Raw genomic sequence first — 12,275 nt, 5'->3', positions numbered from 1 at the left:
GAGGGGCCACTCAGTTGTCCTGTTCTTCGCGCCCGCGTCGCCAGGCCTTGCCCAGGGCCAGCCGGGTGGACCAGTCCCGCGGCATGCTGAGCGGTCGTCCGGCTACAGTGCCCAGGCTCGCGCCGGCAGCCAGCATGACGGCCACCAGCACGGCTTGGAACAGCAGCATGGTGGCGTCGTCGTTGACAGTGATGCCCTGGCTCATCTGCACCAGTCCCAGCAGGCCGCGGTACAGCGCCATGCCGGGCACCAGGGACACCAGCCCCGCGGTGACCAAGGAGATGGCGGGCGTCCGGACGACCTGGGTCAGTGCCTGGGCGGCGATGCCCACCACGAAGGCGGCAGCACCGGCGGTGGCGGCATCAGCCGCCACCCGGGTGCCCACACCGGTGGCGACCACCCAGGACAGCAGGCCGAACAGTGCCGCCAACAGCCACGCCCGCGGGGGTAGGTGGTTGTTGATGGCGAACGCCACCGCGATCAGGGCCGACGCGATGACCTGGATCCACCACAGTGGTTTCACCCCGGTGCTCGGGGACAGGTAGGCCGGAATGCCGAGCTCCAGGCCCACCCACAGGGTCACCGTCAAGCCCAGGACGATGCCGCTGGTGAGGGTGACGACCTGGACGAAGCGTGCCGCTGCCGTGAGGTAGTAACCGTCGATGGCGTCGCGGGCGGCGGTGGTCATCGACAGTCCCGCCAGCATCGAGACCATGCCCGCCGCCACGATCAACGAGGGTGAGACGCTCACGCTCCAGCCCTCGTAGGCTCTGGCCGCCATCACCGTCAACGCCGTGACGCCGCAGACCGCCGCCCCGGCGGCCTGACCGAAGAAGGCCGGAGCCTTGGCTGCGGCCACCCCCCGCATGACCAGGTCGACCGTGGCGGTGGTGAGCCCGGCGATCAGGCAGTCCCAGATGTTGCCGCCGAACAGGGCAGCGACCCAGAAGCCGAGGAAACCCTTCGCCATGGTCTGCACCCAGCGCCGGTAGGTCGGCGGCATCCTCACGATCTCAGCGATCCGCGTGCGTGCCTCCGACAACTCCACCTGACCGGAGGTGATGGCGTCGGTGAGTTCCTCGACCGCCTGGAGTTGGCGGTAGTCAGCGGTCCGCGAGGCCACGGTGCGCAGGATGGTGATCGGGTCGCCCTCGAGTGAGCGGAAGTGGGTGATGTTGACCGACGACATTGTCACGTCGGCGTGCACCGAGATGTCGAAGTGCTGGGTGACCCGCAGCAGCAGCGCCGTCGAATCGGCGGCGGTGGCGCCGGCACCCAGGGCCGCGGCAGCAACGCGCCCGGCAAGGTCGACCACCGCGCGGCCGTGGCGCAGGTCGATCTCGGCACTGGACAGCATCGACGTGCCGGTGGTGTGGCCCGAGGTCTCGGCCCACACCCGTCGGGCCTGGGCGCGCAGGTGGCGCAGGTTGTAGCGCTCCCGGGCGTTGCGGGTCTGGGCGCTGGCGCGCCGCTGCTCCCGGATGCTCTGGCGGGTCGGCAGCGGAAACGGGGCCGCCTCGTCGGCTGCCGCGGCCACCGGCACGGCTGGGTCGTTCGGCGTGGCCGCCGACTGGCTTCCGGCTCGGGGCGCAGCGCTGGCTGCATCAGGATTGCGAAACAGGTGGGAGGGCAGCGGGCCGTAGGACACCAGGGGTGGAGGTGTCTCCTCGTCCCGGTGCCCGGCCCGCGCCCGAACGGCGTCCCTGGACGTCGGCGTCTGGTCGTCCGATCCGTGGTCCTGGTGCGCTTCTGCCACCTGTTCAGCCTCCCTCGTCAGCCCCGACCCAGCCTAGCCGTGGGCCACAGCTCGGACGGGGTGGCGAGCGTTGATCCCGACCGCGGTGGCACCCGCCGGCGACCACAGGGGTAGCGCGACCTGAAGGAGTAGCGTGAAGCAGCGCCGCGTCCGGCGGTGCCAGTCGGTGAAGGTGGAGGGCATGACCGAGCAACTCGTGGCAGACCTGCTGGTGATTGGCTGGGGCAAGGGCGGCAAGACCCTGGCGGCGGCGCGCGCTCGCCTGGGTGACCGGGTGGTCATCGTGGAGCAGTCCGACCAGATGTATGGCGGCACCTGCATCAATGTGGGGTGCGTGCCCTCCAAGGCGTTGGTGCACCAGGCCGGGGCCCGACGCGGAAGTGACGACGCCGACGCGTGGTACGAGCAGGCGATCACTACGGTGCAGACGTTGACGAGCGCCATGCGCCAGAAGAACTTCACCATGCTCGACACCCTGGACACGGTGACCGTCGTGACCGGCCGCGCACGCTTCCTGGATGCCACCAGCGTCGAGGTGGCAGCCGGGAAGGACCGGCTGCTGGTGAGCGCCCGGACCATCATCATCAATACCGGGGCCGTCGCCGCGGTGGCGCCGATCACAGGACTGCGGGAGTCGTCCCGTCTGGTGACCAACGTGGAACTCCTGCGCACCGTCGAACTGCCCCGGCGGCTGGTGGTGATCGGCGGTGGTTACGTCGGGCTGGAGTTCGCCGCCAGCTATCGGGCTCTGGGGTCGCAGGTGACAGTGCTTGAGGCGGGCCCGTTCCTGCCGGGCGAGGACGAGCGGGTGAGCTCGGCGGTCAGGGAGGTGCTCGCCGACGACGGGGTGACTATCGTCACCGGGGCATCGGTGACCCGCGTCAACGACGGCGCAGACTCCTCTGTGGTGTCCTATGTGCTCGACGGTACCGCGGTGGACGTGGACGCGGATTTGGTGCTGGCGGCGACCGGTCGTCGCCCCGCCACCGACGACCTCGGGTTGGACCGCGCCGGCATCGAGCTGGGGTCGCGCGGCGAGGTACTGGTCAACGAGTTCCTGCAGACCAGCCAGCCCCACGTGTACGCGATGGGCGATGTGAACGGGGGCCCGCAGTTCACCTACATCTCCCTGGACGACTTCCGGGTGGTGCAGGCCCACCGCTGGGGCAACCAGGCACGCTCGACCCTGGATCGGGTCGCGATTCCGCAGGTCACCTTCGTGACCCCGCCATTGGCCAGTGTCGGCATGACCGAGCGTGCGGCAATCGAGGCCGGTCATGACGTGCTCGTCGCCGACAAGCAGGTGGCGGACATGGCGATGATGCCGCGCGCCAAGATCGTCGGCGAACCGCGGGGCTTCATGCGTTTCGTGGTCGACCGCGTCACTCGTCAGGTGCTCGGCGCGACCCTGATGTGCGTCGACTCCCAGGAGGTCATCAACCTGGTCGCCCTGGCGATGCGCCACCAGGTCACGGTGGACGAACTCCGTGACGCCGTCTACACCCATCCCAGCATCAGCGAGGGCCTCAACGACGTCCTGGGCGCCCTCTGAGTCGCCCGCGGGAGGTGCACCGTATTCCCACCACCGGTCCGAGGGATCGGTGCTGAGGAGGATGAGGCCTTGTCAAACGGTTGATGCCGTGCGACGCTGCACTCACATCTGGCAGCGGCCCCTGGGGGAGAACACGTGAAGGTCACCATCATCGGCGGCAACGGCCACGTCGGAAAGTTCCTGGTGCCCACCCTGCGGGAACGCGGTCATCAGGTCCTGGTCGCAGACCTCACCATCGCCGAGGACAATGACCAGCAGATGAAGGCGCACGCCCTGTCGTCGAGCCAGGTCGGCACGGCGATCCGCGACGCCGACCTGGTCGTCCACATGGCCATGGCACTGGCATTCACCGACCAGGAGCGCTACGACCCTGAGTTCGTGGCCCGGACCTATGGGGTCAACGTCGGGTCGGTGGTGACGTGCCTGGAACAATGCCGGGACCTCGACAAGCCCATGGTGCACATCAGTTCGATGTCGGTCTACGAGAACTACGGCCGGGTCCCGGTCGACCCCGACGGGCCCGGGGACTCCACCGCGAACTACGGCTTCACCAAACGCCTCGCCGAGATCGCCTGCCGCGAATTCGCCGACAAGTTCGCGATGCGTGTCACCTCGCTGCGGCTCGCCTTTCCCACCCCGGACGAGTTCGCCCCCCGCTGGCTGCTGCCGCGTCGCACCGAGGTCGTCCAACAACGCATGGACGACGGCACCCCCGTCGCGGCGCTGTCGTCGACCCAACTTGCCATGGCCATCGAAGACTGCCTGGACATGCCGGTCGGCCACCGGGTGCTCGCCACCACGGCAGCCCCCGAGACCCTGCTCGTCAAGGGCTGATCGCGTCGCGGCTCAGCGTCCGACGATCCGTTCCAGGTCCTCGCGAAGTGCTCGTGGGCGGAATGGTTTGACCAGGTACCCGTCGGCGCCCGCGGCGAGTGCCCGCTCGGTGTCGACCGGGCAGGCCCGGGCGCTGACCATGACGACCGGGCCGAGGAAGAACTCGCGCAGCCCCCTGAGGACCTCGACGCCGTCCATTCCCGGCAGGCCCATGTCCAGGGTCACCAGATCCGGGTCGTGTGAGCGCACCGAGTCAAGGGCGTCCTCGCCCCTGGCCAGCGCTATCACCTCATAGCCCATCCGGTCCAGGACCGTCCCCATCAGGCCGCGGATGTCATCGTCGTCCTCGACGATCACGACCCGCCGTGCGCCGTGTTCACTCATGGGCCCAATCAACCACACGCCCGGACACGGCTGTGAAGGGGGTCCCCTCAGTCGCCAAAGCGTCCACGAAAGTTCACCCTCCGCACGAGCCGCACGAGATAGTCTGACGGGGTCGAGGCGAGAACCGGGTGCGATTCCCGGGCTGACCCGCAACCGTAAGTGCGTCGCAGGCGCACCAGCCGGACCGAACCGCGACATCACCACAGTTGACTCGCGCGGTATCGAGGGTGGGTCCTTTCGAGGTTCCTGTGCCCCCCCCGCGGGAACCTCGAAAGGAACACCTCATGCCTGTTCGTCGCTCGTCGCTGGTGCTCGGCATCCTGACCAGCCTGCTGCTGGTCCAGGGCGTCGTTGCCCACGCCGACACCAGTCCTCCCACGTCCCCACCCGCCCACGTACTGCCCGCCAAGGTCGTGCCCGCCAATGCCCAGGCCGCCGACGCCTGCCTGGCCGCCAAGAATGTCTGGGTCCTCGTCGAGGACGAGGCCGGCACGCAGTCCGGGGGCTGCGCCACCGAGTTCGGTTCCGGCCTGCAGGCGTTGCGCAGCGCCGGCTTCACCGTCACCGGCGATTCCTTCATCACCGCCATCAACGGCCACCCGGCCTCGCCCAGTGCCACCCACTACTGGTCGTACTGGAGTGGGACCACCGCCGGGGACGACGTCGCCTGGAGCTTCGCGCAGGTCGGCGCCAGTCAATCGACGCCGGTGCCAGGCACCGTCCAGGGCTGGCATTTCGTGAACTGGCAGAGTGGGCCGGCGACGCCACCCTCCTGGCCGATGCAGCCGGCGGTGGTGGAGCCACCGCGCGTCGCCACGCCGATCACTGGGGTGCTGGGTGACCACACCGGCGACGGCATCGCTGATGTCTACGCCGTCGACGCCCGCGGTGGCCTGCAGATTCATGCCGGGTCGACCACCGGCAGGCTGACGTACCTGGGTCAGGTCGGCACCGGCTGGTCCGGCATGGACTACATCACCCAGGTCGCCGACGTGGACGGGGACGGACGCAGCGACCTGCTCGCCCGGCGCACCGGCGACGACTCCCTGTGGCTGTACCGGGCCACCGGGAACGGCTACCTGAGCACCTGGAAGCAGGTCGGCAAGAACTGGGGATCGATGGACATGATCGTCCCGGTCGGCAGCCTGGGTGGCGGGCCCACCCAGTACGTGGTGGCGCGCCGCGCCACCGACGGGGCACTGTTCCGCTACGTTCTGACCCCCGACGGACTGTCCAGCATCGCCCATGTCGGCACCAACTGGAACGGCATGCAGCAGTTGCTGAGCGTCGGCGACTTCACCGGTGACGGCCGCTCCGACCTGCTGGCCATCCGTGGCGACGGAACGCTGTGGATGTACGCCGGGGCCGCTGGTGCCAACATTGCCTCGGGCAAGCAGGTCGGGCGCAACTGGCAGGGCTTCGTCCTCGCCTTCAGCCCCGGGGACCTGTCGGGTGACCGACGCGGTGACCTGGTCGGCAAGCGCGGCGACGGTGAGGTGTTCACCTACGCCAACAACCTGGGGCGGTGGGGAGCCGCACGCCAGATCCTGTCCGGTGCCCAGGCCTACACACTGATGGCCTGACCTGGGCGGGCGCCGTCGGGCCTGGTCAGGCCAGCATCAGGAACAGCTTCTCGAGTTCCTCGGTGGTCAGGCCGTCCTCGGCCGCGGCGGCGTCCGGGTCGTCCACGCAGTCCTTCATGGCTGAGGCGACGATCGCGAAACCCGCCTTGTCCAGGGCGCTGGAGACGGCGGCCAGTTGGGTGACCACGTCGCGACAGGGGGCGCCGCCCTCGACGGCGGCCAGGACGGCATCCAGCTGCCCGCGGGCACGTCGCAGCCGGTTCAGGATGCGACGCTGCGCGCCGGGATCAGGTGTCTTCATGGTGTCCATTGTGCTGCCGCTTCCTTCAGCGTCCGAACAAGCGGGCGAACGGGTTGGACGCCCGCTGCTTGGCCGGTGCGGCCGGATGGTTGCCGGGGCACCGCTGGGAGGCGGGGACACCGCGCATGACCGCGTCGACGTGCTGGCCGCAACCGGCCCAGGTGGTCTTGCCGCACTGCTTGCAGGTGACTGCTCTGCACATGATGTTCCTTAGGGTTGGGTATTCGGTGATGGTGATTGTTGGGGTGGAGTGGTGGTGGTCAGGGAGACACGATCAGGTCGCCGGCCCGGTCGCCCAACGCGGCGCGCAGGGTGAGCATGCCGCCTGATAGCGAGGCGGAGTCGAAACCTGCCTGCGTCAGCACCCGGTGGGCGATGGCGGACCGGACCCCGGAGGCGCACAGAACCCGGACCGGGCGGCCCTCGGCGGCGGTGGTGACCTCGTCCAGCCGGGCACGCAGTTCGGTGTGCGGGATGTTGAGCGCTCCCGGCAGGTGGCCCGCGGTGAACTCCTCCCGGCTGCGGGCGTCCAGCACCAGGGCGCTGTCCAGGACCTGGTCGACCTCGGTGGCCTGCCACGTGTTGAGGGTGCCGTTCATGAGGTTCTCCCCGATCATGCCCGCCAGGTTGACCGGGTCCTTGGCCGAGCCGTACGGCGGGGAATAGGCCAGGTCCAGGTCGATCAGGTCGGTCACGGCCATGCCGGCGCGCAGCGCCGTGGCCAGCACGTCGATCCGCTTGTCGACGCCCTCGGCACCCACCGCCTGGGCACCGAGCAGTCGCCCGTCGGCACGATCGAAGTGCACCACCAGGCGGATCTGCTGCGCCCCGGGGAAGTACCCGGCGTGCTGCAGGGGGTGCAGGTGGATGGTCGCGGCGTCGCGTCCGGCGTTGACCAGACCCGCGCGGTTGGCACCGGTCATGGCCACCGTCAGGCCGCCGACCCGGACGATGCTGGTGCCCACCGGCTGGGGGATGGACCGGGCGCTGCCGGGACGCAGGATGTCATCGGCGACCAGCCGTCCGGCCCGGTTCGCCGGTCCGGCCAGGGCCACCGGACGACGCGCGCCAGTGATGGCATCAATGCTGGCGGTGGCGTCCCCCACGGCCCAGATGCCGGGAACCGAGGTGCGACCATGCTCGTCGACCACGATCGCGCCGCGGTCGCGCTCGATGCCCGCCGAGGCGAAGGCCTCGGTGTCGGGACGGACCCCGACCGACAGCACGACCAGGTCGGCGTCCAGGCGGCTGCCGTCGGCCAGCACCACGACGTCATGGTCCACGCCCGGTTCGATCGCGCTGGCAGCCACACCGGTGCGGACGCTGATGCCCAGGCGTCCCAGCTCCTCGGTGACCAGTGAGGCCAGTTCCGGCTCGACGGGCGGCAGCACATGCTCGGCCAACTCCACGACGCTGACCTGCAGGCCGGCACCGGCCAGGGCCTCGGCGGCCTCAAGGCCAATGAAGCCCGCTCCGAGCACCACCGCCCGGGTCGCCCCACGATCAACGCTGCCGCGCAACGCCAGGGCGTCGGCGACGGTACGCAGCGTGCGGACCCGCGGCGAGTCCAACCCGCTGATCGGTGGACGGATCGCGTGGGCGCCCGGCGCCAGCACCAGGGCGTCATAGCTGATTCGCTGCTCACCGGCGGGGGTGCGGACCAGCACCTCACGACGCTCGGGGTCAACGGCCGTGACGTCGTGGCCGGGACGGACGTCCAGGTTGAGCGCCGCGCGCAGCGAGTCGGGGGTCTGCACCAGCAGCTTGTCCGGATCGGTGATCTCGCCCCCCACGAAGTAGGGCAACCCACAGTTGGCGAACGAGACGTGCTCGCCGCGTTCCAGGACGATGATGTCGGCAGATTCGTCCAGTCGGCGGGCACGGGCAGCGCATGACATGCCGCCGGCGACGCCACCGACGATGACCAGGCGCACGGGTTCAGAAGGACTCATGAGACAAAGATACCCAGGGGGGTATACCTCGTGCAAACCGCTGCGCCGGGTGGTGCCGACTTGGGCGCATCCGCCGCGGGCGCCTACACTGGGCCACGTCGCACGGCATGGATGGGGCCATCACCCCGGAGCTGCCGGAAGAACGGGCGCCGCTGGTGCCCCACTAGACCCGGCTGCGACGAGCAATGAGTGGGGGCAGCCCGTCCGACCCGGACGCGACCGCCCCAACGAAGGGTGGTACCGCGGGGCTCGCCTCGTCCCTTCAACCAGACCCGCCGTGTTGAAGGAACCGCCCCATGACCAGCGAGAACGCCGTTTCCGCGAACCCTGCCCGCACGTACAACGCCGTGCCGGCCCACGTGTCGTTCCCCGAACTCGAACACCAGGTCCTGGCCTTCTGGGACCAGCACAAGACCTTCGAGGCCTCACTGGAACGCACCCGCGGGGCCGAACCCTGGACCTTCTACGAGGGTCCCCCCACCGCGAACGGCCAGCCGGGGACGCACCACGTCGAGGCGCGGGTGTTCAAGGACGTCTTCCCGCGCTTCCGCACGATGCAGGGCTACCACGTCGAGCGCAAGGCAGGCTGGGACTGCCACGGGCTGCCCGTCGAACTGGCCGTGGAGAAGGAGTTGGGCTTCAACGGCAAGCCCGACATCGAGGCCTTCGGTGTCGAGCAGTTCAATGCCAAGTGCCGCGAATCGGTGACCCGCCACGTCGACGCCTTCCAGGACCTAACCTCCCGGATGGGCTACTGGGTCAACATGGACGACGCCTACTGGACGATGGACCCGGCCTACGTCGAATCGGTGTGGTGGGCGCTGAAGCAGGTCTTCGAGAAGGGGCTGCTCGTCGAGGACTATCGCGTCGCCCCGTACTGCCCCCGTTGTGGCACCACGCTCAGCGACCATGAACTGGCGCAGGGCTACGAGGACGTCGTCGACCCCTCGGTCTACGTCCGGATGCCGTTGACCTCGGGACCGCATGCCGGAAGGGCCTCGCTGCTGGTCTGGACCACCACCCCCTGGACCCTGGTCTCGAACACCGCTGTGGCCGTCCACCCCGAGGTCACCTACGTCGTGGTCACCAATGGCACCGACACCCTGGTGGTCGCCGAGCCCCTGGTCGCCAAGGCCCTGGGCACGCCCGCCGAGGAGCAGCCGCAGTGGCTCGAACTGGCCCGCCACAGCGGCGCCGAGATGGAGAACTGGACCTACGATCGTCCGTTCACCATGGTCGACTTCCCCGAGGCCGCCCAACGGTCCGAGACCGGCACCCGCTCGCACTTCGTCGTGCTGGCCGACTACGTCACGACCGAGGACGGCACTGGGTTGGTGCACCAGGCCCCCGCCTTCGGCGCCGACGACATGCAGGTCTGCCGTCGCTACGGCCTGCCCATGGTCAACCCGGTGCGTCCCGACGGCATCTTCGCCGACGACCTGGCCCTGGTGGGCGGCCAGTTCTTCAAGACCGCCGACGCCGACCTGGTCACCGACCTGCGCGAACGCGGGTTGTTGTTCAAGAAGCTCGACTACGAGCACAGCTACCCGCACTGCTGGCGCTGCCACACCCCGTTGCTGTACTACGCACAGCCGTCGTGGTACATCCGGACCACCCAGATCAAGGACGCGCTGCTGCGCGAGAACGAGGGCACCAACTGGTTCCCCGACAACATCAAGCACGGCCGCTACGGCGACTGGCTCGACAACAACATTGACTGGGCACTGAGCCGCAACCGGTACTGGGGCACCCCATTGCCGATCTGGCGCAACGACCTCGACCCGACCCACCTGGTCTGCGTCGGGTCCCGCGCCGAACTCTCGGAACTGACCGGTGGCGACCAGTCCGCGCTCGACCCGCACCGCCCCTACGTCGACGACATCACCTTCACCCTGCCCGGGGTCGAGGGCACCTTCCGGCGGGTTCCGGAGGTCATCGACGCCTGGTTCGACTCGGGTTCGATGCCCTTCGCGCAGTGGGGCTACCCCTACGCCGAGGGCTCGGTGGAGGCCTTCACCAAGGCCTACCCGGCCGACTTCATCTGCGAGGCCATCGACCAGACCCGCGGCTGGTTCTACACCCTGATGGCGATCGGTACCCTGGTCTTCGACGAGTCCAGCTACAAGAACGTGCTGTGCCTGGGCCACATCCTGGCCGAGGACGGCCGCAAGATGAGCAAGCACCTGGGCAACATCCTGCTGCCGATCCCGCTGATGGACACCCACGGCGCCGACGCGCTGCGCTGGTTCATGGCCGCCTCCGGGTCGCCGTGGAGCCCGCGGCGGGTGGGTGACGTGGCCCTGCAGGAGGTCGTCCGCAAGGTGATGCTGACCTACTGGAACACGGTCAGCTTCCATGCGCTGTACGCCCGGGCCAACGACTGGACGCCGGCCGACCTGACGGCACCCAGCCACGTCCTGGACCGCTGGCTGGCGTCGTCCACCCAGCAGTTGGTGGCCGAGGTCACCGCCGCCCTGGAGGACTTCGACACCCAGACCACCGGGCACCTGCTCGGGGAGTTCATCGACAACCTGTCGAACTGGTACGTGCGCCGCAGCCGTCGTCGCTTCTGGGACGGCGACGCCGGTGCCCTGTCGACGCTGCACTCGACGCTGGTCACGCTGACCCAGTTGATGGCGCCGATGGCCCCCTTCGTCACCGAGCGGGTCTGGCAGGACCTGGTCGTCGCCCCCGACCCGCAGGCCCCGGCCTCGGTGCACCTGTCGACCTGGCCCGTGGCCGACGAGTCACTCGTCGACGCCGAACTGGGTGCCGCCATGGACGTCACCCGTCGCCTGGTCGAACTCGGACGCTCCGCGCGGGCGGAGTCGAAGATGAAGACCCGCCAGCCACTGGCCCGGCTGCTGGTGCCCTCGCTGGCGCTGGGGCAGTTGGACGAGTCGTTGGTGGCCGAACTGCGCCAGGAGTTGAATGTCGAGTCCGTCGGCTCGTTCGCCTCGGCCGGTGACCTGGTCGACTACTCGGCCAAGGGCAACTTCCGGGCGCTCGGCAAGCGTTTCGGCAAGCAGACCCCGCTGGTCGCGGCAGCCATCGCCCAGGCTGATGCTGCGGCGCTGGCAGCCGAGCTGACCTCGACCGGACGTGCGATGGTGGCCTTCGAGGGCGGCACGGAGGTGAGCGCCGACGAGGTGATCATGAGCGAACGTCCCCGTGAGGGGTGGAGCGTGGTCAACGAGCAGGGTGAGACCGTGGCCCTCGACCTGGAGCTGACGCCCGAGCTGGTGCGCGCCGGCCTGGCCCGTGAGGTCGTCCGCGCCGTGCAGGAGGCCCGCAAGTCGTCCGGTTTCCAGATCACCGACCGGATCGCGCTCAGCTGGGCGGCCACCGGTGAACTGGCCGAGGCGATCGGCGTGCACGCGGCGACCATCGCCGAGGAGGTGCTGGCCACGTCGGTGCAGCGCGTCGAGCATGGCGCGGGTTCGGCCGGCGAGGGTTGGGTGAACGACGAGGAGTTGGGCCTGGCCGTGAAGGTGGTCAGGGCCTGAGGCTGCCGGTGCTGGGCGGTGCTGGGCGGTGCTGGGCTGGGCTGGGCGGGGCCGGCTGCCGGTCCCGCCCGCTCGCCGCTGGTGGGCTCAGGCGCGCAGGTCCTCGTACTCGGGGTTCTTCTGCATGTAGCGGTCGAGGAAGGGGCACGTCGGGGCCACCTTCAGGCCACGCTCGCGGGCGTCGTCGAAGGCGAAGCGGGCCAGGTCCTTGCCGTAGCCGCGCCCACCGAAGGCCTCGTCCACGATCGTGTGGGGCATCTCAATGACGCCGTCGGCCTCATGGAACTCGATGTAGCCGGCTTCGGCGCCGTCAGCGGTGAGGACGTAGCGGTGACGGTCGTCATGGCGGGCAATGGACGCGTTGTGCTCGGTCATGGCTCCCACGGTAGTCGCGGTAGCCTGCCGGG

Annotated in this window: 10 protein-coding genes and 1 riboswitch; of the genes, 4 read left to right on the top strand and 6 right to left on the bottom strand. The window is 69.4% G+C overall.

Features of this window, described 5'->3' with window-relative positions; all coding sequences use genetic code 11:
* Positions 1-10 precede the first annotated feature (10 nt).
* Positions 11-1,756, bottom strand: coding sequence for a threonine/serine exporter family protein (locus IPV09_RS01380; protein ID WP_207473134.1), 1,746 nt, complete (start codon positions 1,754-1,756; stop codon positions 11-13).
* A gap of 181 nt (positions 1,757-1,937) precedes the next feature.
* On the opposite strand from IPV09_RS01380, the gene IPV09_RS01375 reads away from it, so the two are divergent.
* Both IPV09_RS01375 and IPV09_RS01370 read left to right on the top strand, forming a co-directional pair.
* A complete protein-coding gene (locus tag IPV09_RS01375; protein ID WP_207473132.1) occupies positions 1,938-3,308 on the top strand; it encodes an NAD(P)/FAD-dependent oxidoreductase in 1,371 nt (456 codons plus the stop codon).
* A gap of 135 nt (positions 3,309-3,443) precedes the next feature.
* Positions 3,444-4,142: an NAD(P)-dependent oxidoreductase gene (locus tag IPV09_RS01370; protein ID WP_207473131.1), complete on the top strand. Its 699-nt coding sequence runs from the start codon at positions 3,444-3,446 to the stop codon at positions 4,140-4,142.
* Positions 4,143-4,154: 12 nt separating this feature from the next.
* On the opposite strand, the gene IPV09_RS01365 is transcribed toward IPV09_RS01370, so the two are convergent.
* Positions 4,155-4,526, bottom strand: a complete 372-nt coding sequence (locus IPV09_RS01365) for a response regulator (protein WP_207473130.1) — start codon at positions 4,524-4,526, stop codon at positions 4,155-4,157.
* 72 nt (positions 4,527-4,598) lie between these two features.
* Positions 4,599-4,738, top strand: a riboswitch (cobalamin riboswitch).
* Positions 4,739-4,810: 72 nt separating this feature from the next.
* Here IPV09_RS01365 and IPV09_RS01360 point away from each other — a divergent pair.
* The gene (locus tag IPV09_RS01360; RefSeq protein ID WP_207473129.1) at positions 4,811-6,109 is read left to right on the top strand and encodes a VCBS repeat-containing protein; all 1,299 of its coding nucleotides are present in this window, start codon (positions 4,811-4,813) and stop codon (positions 6,107-6,109) included.
* Between the two features lie 25 nt (positions 6,110-6,134).
* Here IPV09_RS01360 and IPV09_RS01355 read toward each other — a convergent pair whose 3' ends face one another.
* The 3 genes from IPV09_RS01355 to IPV09_RS01345 are packed head-to-tail and all read right to left on the bottom strand — an operon-like array spanning position 6,135 to position 8,362.
* On the bottom strand, positions 6,135-6,410 hold the full coding sequence (locus IPV09_RS01355) for a metal-sensitive transcriptional regulator (protein ID WP_207473128.1): 276 nt from the start codon (positions 6,408-6,410) through the stop codon (positions 6,135-6,137).
* Between the two features lie 25 nt (positions 6,411-6,435).
* Positions 6,436-6,612 (bottom strand): hypothetical protein, encoded by a 177-nt coding sequence (locus IPV09_RS01350; RefSeq protein WP_207473127.1) that lies wholly within the window; start codon positions 6,610-6,612, stop codon positions 6,436-6,438.
* A 58-nt stretch (positions 6,613-6,670) separates the two neighbouring features.
* Complete coding sequence (locus IPV09_RS01345; RefSeq protein WP_207473126.1) at positions 6,671-8,362, bottom strand: FAD-dependent oxidoreductase; 1,692 nt, start codon at positions 8,360-8,362, stop codon at positions 6,671-6,673.
* Positions 8,363-8,658: 296 nt separating this feature from the next.
* Between IPV09_RS01345 and ileS the strand changes: the two genes are divergently transcribed.
* Complete coding sequence (gene ileS / locus IPV09_RS01340; protein WP_207473125.1) at positions 8,659-11,868, top strand: isoleucine--tRNA ligase; 3,210 nt, start codon at positions 8,659-8,661, stop codon at positions 11,866-11,868.
* Positions 11,869-11,955: 87 nt separating this feature from the next.
* Here ileS and IPV09_RS01335 read toward each other — a convergent pair whose 3' ends face one another.
* The gene (locus tag IPV09_RS01335; protein WP_207473123.1) at positions 11,956-12,243 is read right to left on the bottom strand and encodes a GNAT family N-acetyltransferase; all 288 of its coding nucleotides are present in this window, start codon (positions 12,241-12,243) and stop codon (positions 11,956-11,958) included.
* Between the last annotated feature and the right edge of the window lie 32 nt (positions 12,244-12,275).

It is taken from the genome of Tessaracoccus sp. SD287, from assembly GCF_017355265.1.
Lineage (GTDB): Bacteria > Actinomycetota > Actinomycetes > Propionibacteriales > Propionibacteriaceae > Aestuariimicrobium.
This window is presented reverse-complemented; position numbering and strand designations above follow the sequence as displayed.